The following is an 18,630-nucleotide window of genomic DNA, read 5'->3' on the forward strand; positions in this document are numbered from 1 at the left end:
CAGTTTTTTAGATGAGTTTATCGAGCAAACTTGATAATATCTAAGCGAAAATAAGCCTGGCGAATTTGATTAATATCGACTTCGAAAATTTTTAGTTATAATAGTCTAGACGTAAGGACAAAGGAAAGGGGTGCAAAATGTGCTAAAAAAGTTTTTCTCATTTTATAAACCACATAAACGTCTATTCATCATCGATTTTAGTAGTGCCGTGTTTGTAGCCATATTAGAGCTTGCGTTTCCAGTAACGGTTCAATGGTTTATCGACGAGTTATTGCCAACTGGCAATTGGAGCATGATCGTGCAAGTTAGTATTTTACTTTTATTCGTCTATATTTTAAGTACGTTTCTGAATTTTGTTGTGAGTTATCTAGGTCACAAACTTGGGATAAATATTGAAACGGATATGAGACAGCAATTATTTAACCATGTACAACGACAATCCTTTCGCTTTTTTGATAATACGAAAACAGGTCATATTATGAGCCGAATTACGAATGACCTGTTTGATATCGGCGAACTTGCTCACCATGGGCCAGAGGATTTATTCATCGCAATTATGACCTTAATTGGAGCATTTATCATTATGTTCAATATCAATCCAGAACTTGCGGTTATTGCAGTTATTATGGTGCCGTTTTTATCGATTGTTGCTACATATGGGAATATCATGATGAATAAAGCATGGAAAAACATGTTCGGCAAAATTGCAGACGTAAATGCTCGTGTCGAAGATAGTGTATCCGGTGTTCGCGTTGTGCAATCATTTACAAATGAAAATTTTGAAATGGCTCGTTTTCAAGAAGATAATGGACAGTTCCGCTTAGCGAAGCTTGCTGCTTATAAAGTGATGGCTGGAACCAATTCAAGCATTTATATGATGACTCGATTAGTGACGCTGATCGTGCTTGTTGTAGGAGCTTGGTTTTCATTTCAAGGAACGCTTTCTAACGGAGAGCTTGTAAGCTTTATTCTCTATGTGAACGTGTTGATTAAACCAGTTGACAAAATCACTGCACTTCTCGAGTTGTATCCTAAAGGAATGGCTGGTTTTAAACGATTCCTAGAGCTTGTAGAGCAGGAGCCAGAGATTAAGGATCGCCCAAATGCGCTACAAGTTCAGCATTTAAAAGGAGACATTTCATTCGAAGATGTTAGTTTCCGATACGATGAGCATAAAAAAGTTTTAGAGGATATTAATATATTCATCAAAGCTGGTGAAACCGTTGCATTTGTTGGTCCATCTGGTGCCGGAAAAACAACCATTTGCTCACTTATCCCTCGATTTTACGACGTCGATGAAGGGGCAATATCAATTGACGGTTTAAATATTCAAGACATTACCACGAAGTCATTACGTTCTCAAATTGGGATTGTGCAGCAAGACGTGTTTCTATTTACAGGAACTGTTCGTGAAAATATTGCGTACGGTAAGAAGAATGCTTCAGAGGAAGAAATTCGTGATGCAGCGAGAAAAGCGCATCTTGAAGGATTCATTACGTCACTTCCAGATGGATATGAGACACAAATTGGCGAACGAGGACTTAAACTATCAGGTGGCCAAAAGCAACGCTTAGCAATTGCACGGATGTTCTTAAAGAACCCGCCTATTTTAATATTGGACGAGGCTACTTCAGCGCTCGATACTGAGACAGAGAAAATTATTCAGCAGTCACTTATGGAGCTTGCAGAAAATCGCACAACACTTATTATTGCACATCGACTGGCTACCATTCGTGATGCGGACAGAGTAATTGTCGTAACGGAAGACGGAATCGCAGAAGATGGTTCGTATAGCGAGTTAGTTGCACAAGATGGTATTTTTGCAAGATTACACAATATACAGTTTCAAGAGGTTTAAATTCGAAGAGTGCTCCGCGTCTGATACGCGAGCAGCTTTTCTGTATTTAGATTTGATGTACTCTCGCATCTGGAGTGATTGCTCTCGTAATGACGGCAATTGCCCTCGGATAGCACCGATACTCACTCGTAACAGAAGCTAATTCCAAAAATAAAAGGCTATCCAGATCGAAAATGTAATTTCGACTTGGGTAGCCTTCCATTTTTATTGAACAAATACAAAATGTTGAAAACGATCGTAATCGGCTTTTTTCACTTCTACTTTGACAAGTGTACCTTCTTCTTCGTATGAAGTAGACAAAACAGATGCGTGCTCATTTAGATAGGACACAATATCTCCTCGTTCAAATGGCACGAGCAGGGAACAATGTACGTAATTAGAGAAAATATGCTTTTTGATCATGTCTAGCAGTTCATCTAAACCAGCATCTTCTTTTGCGGAAATCCATATATTATCTCCTGTAACATGCGGATATTTCAAATCTGCTAGGTCCGATTTATTGTATACATAGATAGTCGGTACATCTTCCACTCCAACTGCAAGCAATGTTTCATTCGTCACATCCATCATGTAACGATGCTCATCGTTAGAAACATCGACAACATGAAGGAGCAAATTCGCATCACGTGCTTCTTCTAAAGTCGAACGGAATGCTTTTACCAGATGATGAGGAAGCTTACTAACGAATCCTACTGTATCTGTTAATAAAAACTCTTTTTGATCCGAAAGCTTAATCTGTCTAACCGATGTTTCTAGTGTCGCAAATAGCATATCCTTTTCAAAAACTTGCTTGGAATCTTCTTGGCCCACTTTGCGAAGCAACTGATTCATTATGGTCGATTTCCCTGCATTCGTGTATCCAACGAGTGAGACTACTGGTATAGCACTCTTCTTTCTTTGCTTTCGTTGCGTTTCTCGTTGGTCCTTTACATGCTCTAGTTCACGTTTTAGTTTGGCAATTTGGTCCTCGATTTTACGTCTATCTAGCTCCAGCTTCGTTTCCCCAGCACCACGGTTTTTAAATCCTCCGCCTGTTCCCCCACCTTGTCGACCTAGTGATGCACGAAGTCCGACTAAGCGTGGCAACATATATTGAAGTTGGGCAAGTTCTACTTGCATTTGCGCCTCATTCGATTTTGCGCGACGTGCGAAAATATCGAGGATTAGCATCGTACGGTCTATTACCTTGCAATCCAAATCTCTTTCTAAGTTGCGAATTTGCGAAGGAGACAATTCATCGTTGAATATGACAAGGTTTGCACCAGCTTCCTCGTAGAAGTTTTTAATCTCTTCCACTTTCCCAGTACCAACATAGTGAGAGGAAGTGACTCTCGTTAAATTTTGCTTCACTTCCCCAACAACTTGAACATTTAGCGCTTCTGCTAAGTTGTGCAATTCCTCTAATTCATATTCAAAATGCTCATCCTGTTGAAGCTTGACTGCTACAACTACGGCTTTTTCTATTAATTCGTCCAAAATGATTCCCCCTCTTAACGAAAACGATAAACTGCTTGCTCGTAAATGATATCCTCTTCTTTATCGGATCCACTAATATAAATGCTTGCAAGCCTTTCTTTCGTTCCAGTTTCTAGCTGTTTAAATACTAATTGTGTATTAGATAATAGCAATGTTCGCCCATCATGTTCTTTCATACCAAAATAGCCTTGCCACTTATCCATTACTTCCCTTGGGTTATGTACATGAAACTCACAGGAAGAGATGGTCAATTCCAAATTACTCGCTTCGATTGTGCCATCTTCTCGTAGCAGTCGATATCGCTCTTCGTCACTTTCTTGCCATTCAATAAAAAATGGAGTAGGCAACGCATCACTTACTTCTTCTTTCACGAAAAGCATTTTCCACTTACGTACTAAGCCACTTGTTGTTTTTCTTTCAGCATGTAAAACTCCGGATGTTTCTATACCTTTTTCTTCGAGTTGCTTGCATAGTTCGTCAATTGTCGTCGTCCGAATGCAGATTGTTCCAAACCCTGGACCAGTCTTCAAATCATGTAATAATAAATCTACGAGTGGATGATTAGCATGGTTTGCAACCTCTTCATGCTCAAGGGCAAGCCATTCAATATAGCTAATTTTTGTATAAAGAAGTGCATTATACGTACCCCAGTGAGTATGCCGTCCTCCAACAACTGCATGTAATCCTTTGGCTTTCCAATCTTCTGCTGTTTCTAATGGTTTTTTGGTTATGTGATGAACAATATGATCTAAGTACATGTCCGCACCTCTAATTCTCAATATATCTATAATTTACCTTTACCTCAAGTATACAACAAATGCAAAATGGATGATGAGTTTACTCGCCATCCACGTTGTCTATTTCCCAGGAAATATGTCGTTTACTAGTTAAATCTCTACCTTTTCTTTCGACATTTCCCGTAAAAGGAACTTTTGAATTTTGCTGTATTTTTTTCATTGTTAAGCATCGATAAATTCGATATTTTAGCTTTGCAATAGGCTTTAATCCGTTTCTTCATCAAATTTCTAATATTTTTTTCGAATATCATGCTCTGGATATACACACGCTTCTTGGTCTGGAAACTTACTCGCTGCTTCTTTCATAATTTCTCCAACTGTTTTTTCGTTTAACAAACCAATCCCCCCTTTTTGATTGACTATTTAACATCGTTTTATCTTGATATTCAAATAATTTTGACGTTTAATTTTACGTCTTCTAAAATGAATTTCACTCTTGACAGATCCCTGGAACATGGTAAAATTCTAATTACTTCAGCGCTTCAAAGCGTTGAATCGCGAAAGCGGAATATATGAGTGATTGTCTCAGTAATCCACATGTGTACAGTAAAAAGAGACTGAACGGTTGGTGAAAGTTCAGGTAGTGTGTCGGATGAATTACAACAATTTGAAAAGCTCATTTTTAATGAAGTGGTTGAACAAATAATTCGTTCAACAAATAGGGTGGTACCGCGGAGTTTCCTTCGTCCCTATCTATAGGGATTGGAAGGATTTTTTTCATTCCTAAAAATTATTATTAGGAGGATTTACAATGTTTCGTATTCGGTCGACGATAATGCCTTCATTTTTGGAGGCTGTGCTGCTTACTTTGATGATTATCACTTTAATGGCAGTTTGTATCATTAAATTTAATGCAGTTCCACATATGCCTATTTTACTGGCAATACTTCTACTCATCACTTATGGGCTTTTTAAAAAAGTACCTTTCAAGAAACTAGAAGAAGGACTCGTAGAAGGATCCAAGGCAGGTCTTGGAGCAATTTTCATTTTTTTCTTTATTGGAATTTTGATTAGTAGCTGGATGATGGGTGGAACGATTCCAACACTTATCTACCTTGGCTTTCAGTTTATTTCTCCACACTTTTTCTACGCCATTGTATTTATCGTGACTTGTGTCATTGGTTTATCCATTGGAAGCTCTTTAACAACAGTCGCTACAATTGGTGTAGCATTTATTGGAATGGCGAGTGCCATGGATATTTCATTAGCTATTACAGCTGGTGCCATTGTTTCAGGTGCTTTTTTCGGAGATAAAATGTCTCCACTATCTGATACTACTAGTCTGGCATCCGCCATCGTTCATGTGGATCTATTCGAGCATATCAAGAATATGGGGTGGACAACGATACCTGCATTCTTTATTTCGCTAATTGGATACGGTATTTTATCGCCTAATAAAGAAGTACATGATCTGAAACAGATCACTGTCTTTCAAGAAGGACTCCTTGAAACAGGGATGATTCATTGGTACACATTGCTCCCGCTTGTTTTACTAATCGTGCTATCAATCAAAAAGACCCCTGCTATTATAGCTCTGGCTTTAACATCTATTGCCGGCATAATCGTTTCCTATTTCCATCAACACTTTACTTTTGGAGAAGTGTTAAACATATTATTTAGCGGCTATACATCTCATACAGGCATTGAAGTAATTGACTCCCTACTTTCAAGAGGTGGTATTAATAGCATGATGTTTACAATAGGGCTCGTTATACTCGCTTTAAGTATGGGTGGGCTTTTATTTACCCTTGGTATTGTACAAAGCTTATTGATGAAAGTGGAGAGTTTATTAAAAAGTGTGGGATCTGTCATTACAGCAGCCGCACTTACCGCAATAGGAGTAAACACTTTAGTAGGTGAGCAGTATTTATCGATTTTATTGACCGGTGAAGCATTCCAAGCACAGTTTCAAAAAGTCGGTTTAGCAAATAAAAACTTAGCACGTGTAATGGAAGACGCAGGTACAGTCGTTAATCCACTTGTTCCGTGGAGTGTGTGCGGTATATTTATCACGAATGTATTAGCTGTTCCAACGTTCGACTACTTGCCATTTGCATTCTTCTGCTTACTCTGTCCAGTGCTTACTATTTTAACTGGAATTACTGGAAAAACATTGACCTACATCGAAGAAAAATAATGCCTTGTACATTTAATGCCTCATTACTTATTCTATTTATTTTAGTAATGAGGCTTTATTTTTTACTTTTCTGTTGGCGTTTCAGGACCTTTAAGTTCCAGTTGATAAAAAGAGAGATCAAGCCATCTATCAAATTTGAACCCCACTTTTTGTATTGTCCCTGAAAAGGTAAAACCTAATCGTTCATGTGTTTTAATACTTTGAACATTTGTAGCATCTATTCCAGCAATAAGTGTGGCATAGTTCTCCTTATTTGCAATCTCAATTATTTCTTTTAACAACGCAGTTCCAATACCTTTTTTTCTATAATCTTTATGTACATAAACTGAATGTTCAATTGTATATTTATATGCCGGCCAAGGTCTAAAAGGGCCAAATGTGGCAAACCCAATTACTTTATTATTCTCTTCTAACACTAAAACTGGATACCCATCTTCCATTTTCTGTTTGAACCATGAACCTCTATCTTTTAGTGTGCTTGGTGAATAGGTATAAACAGCTGTACTGTTTATTATTGCATCATTATAGATCTCCAAAATATCATTTAGGTCCTTCTCTTGACAGTGTCTAATCATATATTCCCTTCCTTTTTGCGTACAAATATTTGTTATCTACTATCCAAACATTCCATACGTCAAACGTCAATTCCTTCTTCTACTCCAAAATGTCGTTGTTGTGATACACTATTTCCAAGTATCTTACGAAAAAGAAGGCGAATTTTATGGAATTTCAAGAAATGAAAGAATATCTACTAGAGCAAATCCTAAACAAACAATTAATCCATGCAACAATTAGTCAACCACGTGCTAAATCGAATGAAGTAAAGCGTGTGAAACTAAAGCCTATTGAAATAAAAAATATGTATCATATTCAACTAGAATACCAATACGAACGTATTTTAAAGCATGAAAATATACCATTAGAAGAATTCACAAAAACACTGGATGAGTTGTTAGAGCAATTCCGTCAAGTTCATGCGGATTTCACATCGGAAAAAGTACATGTACAGCTATCCAAGAAAAACAAAGTAATGTGGAAATCAGAGAAAACAACTTCTACCAAAACAGTAGACCTATCACATAACCGAAAAAAGAATTACCTTTTAGATGAAAATACGCCTTATCCTTTCCTAATTCGATTAGGTGTCCAAACAGCGGAAGGGAAAGTGAAGAAGCAGAAGTATGATAAATTTAAACAAATTAATCGTTTTATAGAATTTATTGATGATACACTTGTTCACTTACCAAAGGATCAACCTGTTCGAATTCTCGATTTCGGATCAGGAAAATCGTATTTAACGTTTGCACTTTATCATTATTTAAAAATTGAAAAGGGACTCGATATTCGGGTAACCGGTCTTGACCTGAAAAAAGAAGTCATTGAGGAATGTGCCAAGATTGCAAATGATCTAGGCTATGATCAGCTAGAGTTCTTAGTAGGAGATATTAGTGATTACAACGATGAAGCTTCTGTTGATATGGTCGTAACGCTTCATGCATGTGATGTGGCGACAGATTTAGCGTTAGGTCGCGCGGTAAAATGGGGTGCGAGTGTTATTTTAAGCGTGCCTTGCTGTCAGCATGAACTGAATACACAGCTAGATGCACCTGGGCTAGATATTATGTTAAAGCATGGTCTTATAAAGGAACGATTTGCAGCTCTTGCAACAGACTCTATCAGAGCTGAAATTTTAAACATGGTAGGTTATGAAGCACAACTAGTTGAGTTTATCGACATCGAAAACACACCGAAAAACATTTTAATACGGGCTTATAAAACGGGGAAAAAAGTAGCTCCAGAACAGTTGGAAAGTTATCAGCGGTTTAAACAGATGTTAAACGCAAAACCGTTTTTGGAGAATGAACTGAAAGACTATTTTATTTAATAATGAATGTTATCAGATTCTAAAACTATTTATTGCAGTATGAAAAATGCCTAAATTCAATTGTATTGTTATATCTATGACTTTCCAAAACAAAAAACGACAAGGCTTTATACTCTCCTTGTCGTTTTTGTTACTATTTATTTCTTATAAAGTTAGGTGTTTTTTTAAAGACACATTCATTTCTTTAACATGTATTTCTTTCCTTTTGTATCAACAATTTCTACCGTTGTATCGGTTACTGTCATTTCCTTTGCCTGGATAGTAGACATTCTAGTTGTTTTCCCATTAAGCAAACTGTATTTAAAAACACCTTTATTATTAAAATAGTACATATTCATCGGGTCATATTTAACTGATTTATTATTTTGGCTTATTGCCGGTTTCATATTGGATCCCTTTATTTCATCGAAAGCCACACGAGCTTCGAACTCGTATACTTTCTTTACTCCAGAACCATTTTGGTCAGCAGAATAAAGAACTAAAGTATCATCAATTTTTACATTCTCATCAAAGCTTTTATCGAAATGACGCTCTTTTTTCTCTACCGTGAAGTAGATAGAAAAGTTTTGAATAGTTACATTCCGAATACTGTTGCTCTGAATCCCATACATCTTAATATCCCTATATTTTTGACCTATGTTTCGATACTCTCCACCCGTTATTGGTGTTGCCATAAGCCCGTACATTGTAGGTAATCCATTTTTTATTCCACTATCATTCCAATAAGAAATGTAAATTTCATTATTATATAAAATGATTGGAAAGCCATCTCTAAGCCTATGCATAGTGGACCCACCAATACCTTTGAAATCATCTTGTGAAAGTAATACAATCTCTTCTTTTGTCGATAGATTATTCTTAACAAGCTGGTTATTCTTTATTGTATATAACCAACCTGCTCGTTGGATTTCCACGCCTTTTTGGCTGACAGCCGAATGGTAACCTGCCAGTTTCATTTTATCGTCGATAGCTCGAGCTAGGAAGGAAGAGAATTGTGACCGTGTTACTGGATTGCCTGGTTTGAACGTTCCGTCCTGGTAACCCCCTCCAATCAGATTTTTTGCTAAACTATTTATATCTCCATAAGCCCAATGTGCTGGGGATACATCGACAAATGTTGGCTGATCATCCAACGGTAAATCTAAAGCTCTACGCAAGATTGCCGCCATTTGTGCTCTTGTCGTTTTTTCACCAGGGCGAATATACCCATTCTCTCCACGAATGAAGCCTTTTTCATTAATCGTCGCCATGATCAGATAATAATTCGATGCATTCGAAAGGTCTTTAAACTCCACAGTTGGGTTATCGTTCAACGTGATATTGAATGCTTTTACTAACATCGCAGCAACCTGTCCACGCGTAATAGGCTCATTTGGTTTAAAGGTACCATCTGGATAGCCGCCGATAATATTCTTTTTATACAAAAACATAATATCCCCACTCAGTCCCTTCAAATCTGAAAAGGGGACAGGATCCTGATAAGGCGGGTATTCTGTTTCCGCTTTTGTAATAGGCATTCCTGTAAACATCAGCAATAATACAACTAGCATGATTGTAAATCTCTTCACATTATTACCTCCTCATTTTTAGTAAATAATACCATATCTGATTACTTCCGGTTAATCAAGTGATGTTTTGGCTGTGCAATCTAATGGAATGACTTACAATCTAACACTTCTTTTAGTATGCTTAAATTACGATTTTGCAAGTGGATTGGAGTTGAAAGATATGAAAGAACCGACACTGAAAAAAGTAGCTTATGGTGTAGCGATGTCTATTGCTATCATCATTGTGCATTTCATTGATGTAAAGATATATAAAATGCTCCCAATATCCGCTTTGTTATTAGCAATTCTTATTACTTTCTTAGGAATTACATTTATTAATAAATCGGGGAAATTTGATCAAGTAATTTCGAGAACGAAGTATAATCTACTAAATGCACTTGTTGTGTTTGTTCTATTTATCGCCTATTTTACAATTGCAAACTAAAAGGTCGTCTCCAATTGGGACGACCTTTCTTTTATAGTTCTTGGCGTAATGCCTGAATTACATCAATTTTCGTTGCTTTCCGCGCTGGCCTCCATCCGGAAATCATCGCAACCCCAATGCTTATTACAGATGCAATAACAACAAGCTGCCAAGGGATTAAGGAAAAGGTAATCGATAAATCTTGGAATTCATCCTCATTTAGTGCCGCTCCCACTACCATCGGTAATATGCAGTTCGCCAGGAAACTCACTGCATACGAAATGATAACTGCAAGCACTGTACCGATAATACCAATCCATGCACTTTCCATCAAAAACAAACGTTGGATCAGTTTAGGACTAGCTCCTATCGCTTTCATCACACCGATTTCACGAGTTCTTTCTGTTACCGCCATTGTCATTGTATTAAAAATACCAATTGATGATATCAACACGGCGATCGTTCCCACAAAGATAAGTCCGATTTTAAATGCCATGAAAAAGACATCGAGCTGCTCTAATTGTTCTGAAACAGAATACACACTATACCCCATTTCTTTTAACTCTTCCGTTACCGATTTAACATGTTCTAAGCTAGAAGTATAGATTTTTGCGCTAGAGTAGAATAAGTCAGTATTCTCCCCCTCCACATTCGCCTCGTACACTTCTTGAAACTTGCCCTTCCATGATTCGTCTAACAACATATTCGTATCGACAAACCAATCCTTTGCCGGTTTCTCCGTTACCCCTACAATTGTGAAATCCCATGTTTCTGAGAAAGCATCTTCCGATTCGTAAGATTGAAGAGACATGGAAACTTTTTTCCCGATTAAAGATTCTTTGTAACCCCCTATAGGTTTAGCATCTTCTTCCGTACTTTGCTCCATTTCTTTACGTTCCGCATCCGTTAATAAGTTTTCTGCAAACTGGTAGCCTACAACGATTTCATTATCCTTTTTAGGCATACGCCCTTCGGATAGTTTAAGATTTGATTTTTCTTCTTCTGCAAAGTTAGTAAGTAGCATATTCCCTTCAAGCGAACGATTCTCTATTTGAGAAACTGCCATTGCGTCCATACTTGTTCTTTGCACAATTGCATTTACATGCTCGACTGCTCCAATTTCGGAAATATCGAGTTCTTCCCCACCATTTGTATAAACTTCCACTTCGGTAATGGCTTGATCTTCTAATATTTCTTTCCGCATCGTGTCCTGTATGCCAAATCCAATCGAAGCAAGTACGATTAAAAATGCACACCCCATTGTTGCAGCTAGCACCGTCATAAACACACGTAATTTGTTTTTCTTAATATGTTGACGTACAAAATCTACTTGGTCTTTAAATAACATATCCTGCATCTCCTTTCACTAGTTCTCCATCGTGCATTCGGAACTTTCGATGTGCGATACTAGCAACTTCTTCATCATGCGTAATCATGACAAACGTTACTCCAAGAGATTGATTGAGGTCTTGAATCAATAACAAAATATCTTGCTCTGTTTCCGAATCTAAGCTTCCAGTTGGCTCGTCCGCAAAAAGAATAGGTGGATTCGTAATTAGTGCTCGTGCAATACTAACTCTTTGTTGTTGTCCGCCTGATAATTCGTTCGGATAATGGTCTGCAACTTCGGCTAATCCTACCTTCATCAGTAACTGATTCACACTAGCTTTTCTTTTCTTCGAAGATACTCCTTTTAATTTCAATGGCAGTTCTACATTTTCAAATGCCGTGAGACCTGGCATGAGTTGAAAATTTTGAAATATGAACCCAAAATTATTGAGTCTGAACTTCGCTCTTTCGGTTTCGTTTAAATAAGCAGTTTCTTGGCCATTCACTGTAATAGAGCCTTGTTCCGGGCTCATAAATCCTGCTATGGTATGAAGTAACGTCGACTTACCAGAACCGCTTTTCCCTACAATTGCAACAATTTCACCTTTTTCAACTTCAAAATTTAATCCTTTTAAAACAGGCACTTTCTTTTCTTTTCCTTTTTTTCCTATTGAAAATGTATGATTGACGTTCTGAACTTGTATCATTTATTTTCTCCTTCCGTTTTACTACTTTCATAGTGTAACCATAGTTTCTTAACATTTTGGAAGGATAAAAATGAAGAATTTCTTAAGAAACTAACATAGCAAAATAATATTTTTATTTATGCAAACTTTCCACGAAGACTGTCCGTCAAATAAGTGTTACGTAATCGCGATACGGTAAAGAAAAAAGGAGCATACCCATGTCATGACTAAAAAGGAAAAATATCAACTAGTTGAAAACTATATAATTGAAAATCAAAATACATTATATCGACTTGCATACAGCTATGTGAAAAATAAAGAAAACGCACTCGATATTGTACAAGAGAGTATTTTTAAAGCATTGAAGTCCATTGATTATTTAAATGAAATCGGTTATTTGAAAACTTGGCTTTATCGAATAGTCATTAATACTTCATTAGATTTCATCAAAAAGCATGGACGCATGCAAGTAATGGACGATGATGTACTTCATTCGTTCATGCCAGAACAAAGAGATGTTGAAAAAAACTATGACCTATATGAGGCAATCGATCATTTGAAAGAGCCTTATAAAACCATAATCGTCCTACGTTATTTCGAGGATTTAAAAATCGATGAAATTGCTGAAATTCAAAACGAAAACACCAATACGATCAAAACGAGGTTATACGCAGCGCTTCGAAAACTGCGAATAAAAATGGAAGAGAAGGTGGAGGCATGAAGAGGTTAAAAAATGCAAAAAAACAGTATGATGATATTGAAATTCCAAGTGAGTTACAAAGTGTAGTAGAAAAGTCTATTCAAGAGGCAAGAAGAAAACATATAAAAAATGCACCTTTTAAACAATGGGGAATCGGTGTGGCAGCTGCAGCATCCCTATTCATCGCAAGTGTGAATGTAAGTCCTGCACTAGCACAATCACTTTCTTCTGTACCGGTGCTTGGTTCAATTGTTCAAGTTGTGACAATACAAGAGATTAAAATTGCAGAAGACAGTTATAACGCAGATCTAAAAATACCAAGTGTAACAGGATTAGATAACAAAGAATTAGAAAATAGGCTAAATGAAAAATATACAGCTGAAAACGAAGCACTTTACAAAGATTTCCAAAAAGATATGGAAGAATTGAAGGAAGCAGGTGGTGGCCACCTTGGAGTAGCATCTACGTATGAAGTCGTGACGGATACAGAGGATATTCTTTCTATTAGTCGTTATGAAGTAAATACAGTTGGGTCATCTTCTACTACAATGCGTACAGATACGATCGATAAGAAAAATGAAATATTAATTACATTGCCTAGTTTGTTTAAAGATGATGCTTATATCGAAGCTATCTCTACGTATTTAAAAGATGACATGGCAAAACAAATGGCAAATGATTCTGATAAAACATATTGGATCGATGATAAGGAAGGAATAGGTTTCGAATTCGAAGCTATCCGTCCAGATCAAACTTTCTCTATTACAAAAGATCACAAGCTGACAATTTCTTTTGATAAATACGAAGTCGCTCCTGGTTATATGGGCGTCGTTACATTTGAGATTCCAACCGAAGTGATTAAGTCTCATTTAATTAGTGATTATTATATAAAATAAGTTATTTCCCTTTGACGTTTGTAGTCAGAGGGCTTCTTTTTGTTGATATGTCGTTTTGGACGGGTTATTCGCCCGCGTTCATGCTATCTTTTGTTGCGCTCGATGTGCAGTTTGTCGCCTTCAGGATTATTCCCCCATAAAAAAGGGGCTGTCCCTAAAGTCATATAATGACTGAGAGATGGTCCTTTTTCTAATTTATTGATTTCCGTTCCAGACGGACGCTTTCGGTGCAGAAAACATTTGCTATTCCCGCTGGAGTCGCCGTCTTCCACTACAATCAATTGCCTACAAAAAACAGGTGTAGAAAAAGACTCCTTTTTCTACACCTGCTTCAATTTTTGGGCTTATTGGACAACCCCCTTTTTTTATGACGGCATTGGCGTATCCGTTGGTGCTGCATAGCCTTCTTTAAATGCTTCATCAATAGCATTGCGAACTTCTTTAAGGGACTTGCCTTGTTGTGTCATGTTGATTGCCATAACAGCAGTTTCTAAACAAGCCGCGCAGCGAGTTCCGTGGTCATCCCAAACAACTTCACCATTCTCTTTAATCTCATGAACGAAGCAGTTAAAGTTACTCATATGCCCAGCACTATCTCCGCAACCACAATAACAAGGCATCCATTTCAGCACATCTTGTGCTTTTGCAGATACTTGGTAGACAAGTTTCATATCCTCGGATTGATTGTCTAAAAATGCTGGCAATACATCTGCTGATACCGTTGTCTCTTGTATGTCCCCATTTTCTATATGTTCAGTATGGTCATTATGTCCTTCGTGATTTTCTTTAGTAGCTTCTTTTCCACATGCAGAAAGTACAAGTAAAGCACTTACCAATATAAATATTAATTTTTTCATTTTTATACTTCCTCTTCGAATTAGATCATTTTCTCTGGTCGTACGATTTCATCGAACTTTTCAGCAGTTAGTAAATCGAGTGAGACAGCTGCTTCCTTCAATGTTGTTCCATTTTTATGTGCATGTTTTGCAATCTTCGCTGCATTTTCATATCCAATATATGGATTTAATGCAGTTACGAGCATTAGCGAGTTGTTCACATGATGTTTAATTGTTTCTAGATTTGGTTCAATTCCAATAGCACAGTTATTATTAAAGCTGATAATCGAATCACTTAGTAAACCAACAGACTGAAGGAAATTATGAATGATTACTGGTTTAAATACATTCAATTGATAATTCCCTTGGCTTGCTGCAAAACTAATCGTTGCATCATTCCCCATCACTTGAGCTACGACCATTGTCATTGCCTCACTTTGTGTTGGGTTCACTTTACCTGGCATGATAGAACTTCCTGGTTCGTTTTCTGGAATCGAGATTTCTCCTATACCGGAACGGGGACCACTTGCAAGTAAACGAACATCATTTGCGATCTTCATTAGATCTGCGGCAAGTGCCTTTACTGCTCCATGCACGTACACGACGTCGTCATAGCTTGTTAAGGAATGGAACTTGTTTTTAGCTGAAGTAAATTCAATCCCTAATGCATTAGAAATCTCAGCTGCAACTAAATCACCAAATCCTTTTGGCGCATTCAGGCCTGTTCCAACTGCCGTCCCACCAATTGCAAGTTCCTTCATGTCTTGCACACTTTGCGAAATCATCTTTGCCGATTTTTCAAGCATTCTATGCCATCCGCTAAACTCTTGTCCAAGTGAAAGAGGTGTTGCATCTTGCAAATGCGTACGACCGATTTTCACGATATCCATGAATTGTTCCGATTTACTTCCAAGCGTTCCCTTTAGCACATCGATTGCTGGTAATAGTTGCTTTTCTACTGCAAGTACTCCTGCAATATGAAGTGCTGTTGGAAATGTATCATTTGAGCTTTGTGATTTATTTACATCATCGTTTGGATGTAGACGCTCTTCACTTCCCTTTTCATCAAGGATTTGATTGCCACGATGTGCGATTACTTCATTTACATTCATATTGGATTGTGTACCACTACCAGTTTGCCAAACGACTAGCGGGAAGTGTGCATCTAACTTACCTGCTAAAATTTCATCCGCTGCGGCGGAGATTGCATCTTTTTTTGCTTCAGATAGATTGCCAAGAGAATGACTAACAATAGCTGCAGATTTTTTTAATAGGGCAAGTCCATGAACTACGCCAATTGGCATTTTTTCTTTTCCGATTTTAAAGTTTTCTTTTGATCTTTGTGTCTGCGCTCCCCAAAGACTATCTTGCGGAACTTTAATTTCTCCCATAGAATCATACTCAATACGATACGACATATTTCCTTGCTCCTTTTTATTTATTGTCTGGCTTTGCCAGCAAGTTTATTATTACCACTCGTTGTTTTGTTCTTCTAGCATTTTCAAAAACTCATCCACTATTTTCGGATTGAATTGAGTGCCTCTTCCACCTTTTATTTCATGGATAGCATTTTCAATCTTCATTGCACCTCTATACACTCGATTAGTTGTCATCGCATCAAAAGCATCTACAACAGAAACAATGGAAGCTTCTAATGAAATTTCTTCCCCCTTTAGTCCATATGGATATCCTTTTCCATCATATCGTTCATGATGTTCTTCTACAATAAAAGCGGCGCGACGAATTTTTTCAATTTCATGATTTCGCATCATTTCAGCACCTAAGGTTGTATGCATTTTAATGATTTTCCATTCATCTTCTGTAAGTTTTCCTACTTTATTTAATATATCAATTGGAATTGCAAGCTTGCCAATGTCATGAAAATAGGAGCCAGTACTTAAGGTAGAAACTCCCTCACCCAGAGGCTTCATTCTTTTCCATAGTCCAATCGAGTAATCTCTAATTCGTGCGCAATGATGATATGTGTAACCATCTACTTCTTGTATTTTCTTTGCATCATGATGAATAATTTCCCGCTCTGTAAAATCTCGCTCAAAAAAGGGAGTTGTCATTTCTAGTAATATCTCCACTTCTTCTTTTGCATAGCAGGTTAATAAAGCATTATATACTTTTGCATCAATGTAATCACCTGGATATAGGACATCCATGCCACTCGGCCATTCAACTTGTAATTTCCCACTGAGAACCGTATAACGTTCACAATAATCTATGTAATCATTTGGATTATAATAAATCCATGAAGTACTTTTAGGAAGCAATGTATAAAGAGAATAAGAAATATTATTTGCACTTCCAATATAAGAAGTTATCGTTTGATCTGTCACAACTCTAGGTAAATAGTGCTTTTTCTTTATGTCCTGTACCTGCTCTTTTGTAAGTATCATTTGTCCTCCATACATTTTAAATGCATTACACATAATATTCTTATAATATACAACTCTTAAGGTAATTACAATTAAACCTAAAAAGGTAGCCCAAATGGATTAATTTGGCTACCTTTTTTCTTATGTTTATTTATGGTACGCTGATACCTTTTCTTACTTCCTCTGTTAATTGATCAATGCTCGGACGAATATTCCCTTTCCCTGCGTAGTTTTCAAGCATTTCTTTGACATCAATTCCTGAAGATGCTTTTAGCGTTTCCTGTAAAGTAGACATCAGGTTTGTTGCATACGAGGTTACTTTGTTTGCTCCTCCACCTTCTCCTCCTCCAGTATCCACCACTGTAATTTTGTCGATATTGGAAAGTGGGCTTGCAATTTGTTTTGCATACTCAGGAAGCATACGAACAACCATGTCTAATACTGCAGCTTGACCGTACAGTTCAAATGCTTCTGCAATTTTACGTTTTGCTTCCGCTTCCGCCAGACCTTTTAGGCGTATAATTTCAGCTTCTGATTCCCCTTGCGCTCTCTGAGCATCCGCTTTTGCCAGCCCATCTAAACGTACTTTTTCCGCATCAGCCTTTGCTTTTGCTTCAATTCGATACTTTTCTGCGTCTGCTTCGGCAATTTCACGAGACTTCGCCGCTGCTGCATTTTGTTCGATTGCATAACGATCTGCATCTGCTTTTTTCTTCACTTCGGAATCGTATTGCTTTTCACGACGTAATATCTCTTTTTCTTCCAGTTCAATTTGCTTTTGACGTTCAATAATTCGAATTTGCATTTCTTGTTCCATTACTTCTTGTTTCGAGCGTGCAGTTTCCAGTTCATATGCTTGGTCAGCACGTGCTTTGGCGATATCAGACTCACGGCGATATTCGGCAACCTTCAACTGATTGTCCTTTTCTGCTTCTGCAATTTCAGTTGCTCGCTCAATTTCCGCTCGTTGTGCGTCTTTAGAAGCTTCTGCGCGTTTAATACGTGTTTCTTTTTCTGATTCTGCTGTTGCAATGTCTGCATCACGTTTTACTTGTGCGATTCTCGGCTTTCCTAGTGAATCTAAGTATCCGTTTTTATCACGAACATCCTTAATTGTAAAGGAAACGATGATTAATCCCATTTTAGCCAAGTCTTGAGAAGCTACACGTTGTACTTCCTGAGAGAACTTATCTCGATTTTTATAAATCTCTTCTACTGTCATAGATCCTAAAATGGAACGTAGGTGACCTTCTAATACTTCTTTCGCCTCGTTCTCCCGGTCTTGCTTGGACTTCCCTAAAAATTGCTCTGCTGCAGTGGCAATTTCGGAAATAGAACCGCCAATTTTAATAATCGCCGTTCCGTCTGCCATTACCGGGACACCTTGCTCGGTATAAACTTCTGGAGTAGTAACTTCTAATTTACTAGACAAAAGACTTAGTGGTTCTCCTTGTTGAAATACTGGAAATACAAAAGTACCTCCACCCCGAATAATTTTAATACGGTTTCCTGAGTCGTCAGTATGTACATTATTCGACCCCAAGTAACTACCAGTAACGATAAGTGCCTCATCTGGTCCCACTGTTCTGTATTTAGTTACATACACTGCTAATATAGCTATTAAAACAAATGCTACAATCCCAATAACGATCCACATTTCCATTCCCATGGTCAA

The 18,630-nt window shown here is 37.5% G+C and carries 16 protein-coding genes; 6 read left to right on the forward strand and 10 right to left on the reverse strand.

Going from position 1 to position 18,630, the window contains the following annotated elements:
- The first annotated feature begins 139 nt into the window (after positions 1-139).
- Positions 140-1,858: an ABC transporter ATP-binding protein gene (locus tag MHH81_RS18525; RefSeq protein ID WP_340924157.1), complete on the forward strand. Its 1,719-nt coding sequence runs from the start codon at positions 140-142 to the stop codon at positions 1,856-1,858.
- Positions 1,859-2,062: 204 nt separating this feature from the next.
- On the opposite strand, the gene hflX is transcribed toward MHH81_RS18525, so the two are convergent.
- Positions 2,063-3,334 carry a GTPase HflX gene (hflX, locus tag MHH81_RS18530; RefSeq protein WP_340924160.1) on the reverse strand — a complete coding sequence of 424 codons (1,272 nt, stop codon included), beginning with the start codon at positions 3,332-3,334 and terminating at the stop codon, positions 2,063-2,065.
- Between the two features lie 14 nt (positions 3,335-3,348).
- Positions 3,349-4,092, reverse strand: coding sequence for a VOC family protein (locus MHH81_RS18535; RefSeq protein ID WP_340924162.1), 744 nt, complete (start codon positions 4,090-4,092; stop codon positions 3,349-3,351).
- Between the two features lie 790 nt (positions 4,093-4,882).
- Between MHH81_RS18535 and nhaC the strand changes: the two genes are divergently transcribed.
- Positions 4,883-6,268 (forward strand): Na+/H+ antiporter NhaC, encoded by a 1,386-nt coding sequence (gene nhaC / locus MHH81_RS18540; RefSeq protein ID WP_340924165.1) that lies wholly within the window; start codon positions 4,883-4,885, stop codon positions 6,266-6,268.
- A 62-nt stretch (positions 6,269-6,330) separates the two neighbouring features.
- Here the strand turns inward: nhaC and MHH81_RS18545 are convergent, their stop codons facing one another.
- On the reverse strand, positions 6,331-6,843 hold the full coding sequence (locus MHH81_RS18545; protein WP_340924166.1) for a GNAT family N-acetyltransferase: 513 nt from the start codon (positions 6,841-6,843) through the stop codon (positions 6,331-6,333).
- Between the two features lie 146 nt (positions 6,844-6,989).
- Here MHH81_RS18545 and MHH81_RS18550 point away from each other — a divergent pair, with 146 nt between their 5' ends.
- Positions 6,990-8,153 (forward strand): class I SAM-dependent methyltransferase, encoded by a 1,164-nt coding sequence (locus MHH81_RS18550; protein WP_340924169.1) that lies wholly within the window; start codon positions 6,990-6,992, stop codon positions 8,151-8,153.
- Between the two features lie 176 nt (positions 8,154-8,329).
- Here MHH81_RS18550 and MHH81_RS18555 read toward each other — a convergent pair whose 3' ends face one another.
- On the reverse strand, positions 8,330-9,721 hold the full coding sequence (locus tag MHH81_RS18555) for an S-layer homology domain-containing protein (protein ID WP_340924172.1): 1,392 nt from the start codon (positions 9,719-9,721) through the stop codon (positions 8,330-8,332).
- 160 nt (positions 9,722-9,881) lie between these two features.
- On the opposite strand from MHH81_RS18555, the gene MHH81_RS18560 reads away from it, so the two are divergent.
- Positions 9,882-10,145, forward strand: coding sequence for a hypothetical protein (locus MHH81_RS18560; protein ID WP_340924175.1), 264 nt, complete (start codon positions 9,882-9,884; stop codon positions 10,143-10,145).
- A 31-nt stretch (positions 10,146-10,176) separates the two neighbouring features.
- On the opposite strand, the gene MHH81_RS18565 is transcribed toward MHH81_RS18560, so the two are convergent.
- A complete protein-coding gene (locus MHH81_RS18565) occupies positions 10,177-11,472 on the reverse strand; it encodes an ABC transporter permease (protein ID WP_340924178.1) in 1,296 nt (431 codons plus the stop codon).
- Positions 11,462-12,160, reverse strand: a complete 699-nt coding sequence (locus tag MHH81_RS18570) for an ABC transporter ATP-binding protein (protein WP_340924181.1) — start codon at positions 12,158-12,160, stop codon at positions 11,462-11,464. The genes MHH81_RS18565 and MHH81_RS18570 overlap by 11 nt, the downstream gene beginning before the upstream one ends.
- A gap of 202 nt (positions 12,161-12,362) precedes the next feature.
- Between MHH81_RS18570 and MHH81_RS18575 the strand changes: the two genes are divergently transcribed.
- A complete protein-coding gene (locus MHH81_RS18575) occupies positions 12,363-12,860 on the forward strand; it encodes a sigma-70 family RNA polymerase sigma factor (RefSeq protein WP_340924184.1) in 498 nt (165 codons plus the stop codon).
- Positions 12,857-13,735: a DUF3298 and DUF4163 domain-containing protein gene (locus MHH81_RS18580; protein ID WP_340924187.1), complete on the forward strand. Its 879-nt coding sequence runs from the start codon at positions 12,857-12,859 to the stop codon at positions 13,733-13,735. Before MHH81_RS18575 ends, MHH81_RS18580 begins: the two co-directional genes overlap by 4 nt.
- Positions 13,736-14,100: 365 nt before the next feature.
- Here the strand turns inward: MHH81_RS18580 and MHH81_RS18585 are convergent, their stop codons facing one another.
- The 4 genes from MHH81_RS18585 to MHH81_RS18600 form a co-directional block, all read right to left on the reverse strand.
- Positions 14,101-14,592, reverse strand: coding sequence for a PCYCGC motif-containing (lipo)protein (locus MHH81_RS18585; RefSeq protein ID WP_340924191.1), 492 nt, complete (start codon positions 14,590-14,592; stop codon positions 14,101-14,103).
- Positions 14,593-14,612: 20 nt separating this feature from the next.
- Positions 14,613-15,989, reverse strand: coding sequence for a class II fumarate hydratase (fumC, locus tag MHH81_RS18590; RefSeq protein WP_340924194.1), 1,377 nt, complete (start codon positions 15,987-15,989; stop codon positions 14,613-14,615).
- Positions 15,990-16,040: 51 nt separating this feature from the next.
- Positions 16,041-16,976 (reverse strand): HD-GYP domain-containing protein, encoded by a 936-nt coding sequence (locus MHH81_RS18595; RefSeq protein ID WP_340924196.1) that lies wholly within the window; start codon positions 16,974-16,976, stop codon positions 16,041-16,043.
- A gap of 130 nt (positions 16,977-17,106) precedes the next feature.
- Positions 17,107-18,624, reverse strand: a complete 1,518-nt coding sequence (locus MHH81_RS18600) for a flotillin family protein (protein ID WP_340924198.1) — start codon at positions 18,622-18,624, stop codon at positions 17,107-17,109.
- Positions 18,625-18,630: the final 6 nt, after the last annotated feature.

This window comes from Psychrobacillus sp. FSL H8-0484 (assembly GCF_038005325.1).
Lineage (GTDB): Bacteria > Bacillota > Bacilli > Bacillales_A > Planococcaceae > Psychrobacillus.

Bases quoted from the DNA above. Each gene is read 5' to 3' on its own strand.
- MHH81_RS18535 (WP_340924162.1), bottom strand. From the start codon at position 4,092: ATGTACTTAGATCATATTGTTCATCACATAACCAAAAAACCATTAGAA.
- nhaC (WP_340924165.1), top strand. From the start codon at position 4,883: ATGTTTCGTATTCGGTCGACGATAATGCCTTCATTTTTGGAGGCTGTG.
- MHH81_RS18545 (WP_340924166.1), bottom strand. From the start codon at position 6,843: ATGATTAGACACTGTCAAGAGAAGGACCTAAATGATATTTTGGAGATC.
- MHH81_RS18550 (WP_340924169.1), top strand. From the start codon at position 6,990: ATGGAATTTCAAGAAATGAAAGAATATCTACTAGAGCAAATCCTAAAC.
- MHH81_RS18560 (WP_340924175.1), top strand. From the start codon at position 9,882: ATGAAAGAACCGACACTGAAAAAAGTAGCTTATGGTGTAGCGATGTCT.
- MHH81_RS18565 (WP_340924178.1), bottom strand. From the start codon at position 11,472: ATGTTATTTAAAGACCAAGTAGATTTTGTACGTCAACATATTAAGAAA.
- MHH81_RS18570 (WP_340924181.1), bottom strand. From the start codon at position 12,160: ATGATACAAGTTCAGAACGTCAATCATACATTTTCAATAGGAAAAAAA.
- MHH81_RS18575 (WP_340924184.1), top strand. From the start codon at position 12,363: ATGACTAAAAAGGAAAAATATCAACTAGTTGAAAACTATATAATTGAA.
- MHH81_RS18580 (WP_340924187.1), top strand. From the start codon at position 12,857: ATGAAGAGGTTAAAAAATGCAAAAAAACAGTATGATGATATTGAAATT.
- MHH81_RS18585 (WP_340924191.1), bottom strand. From the start codon at position 14,592: ATGAAAAAATTAATATTTATATTGGTAAGTGCTTTACTTGTACTTTCT.
- fumC (WP_340924194.1), bottom strand. From the start codon at position 15,989: ATGTCGTATCGTATTGAGTATGATTCTATGGGAGAAATTAAAGTTCCG.
- MHH81_RS18595 (WP_340924196.1), bottom strand. From the start codon at position 16,976: ATGATACTTACAAAAGAGCAGGTACAGGACATAAAGAAAAAGCACTAT.
- MHH81_RS18600 (WP_340924198.1), bottom strand. From the start codon at position 18,624: ATGGGAATGGAAATGTGGATCGTTATTGGGATTGTAGCATTTGTTTTA.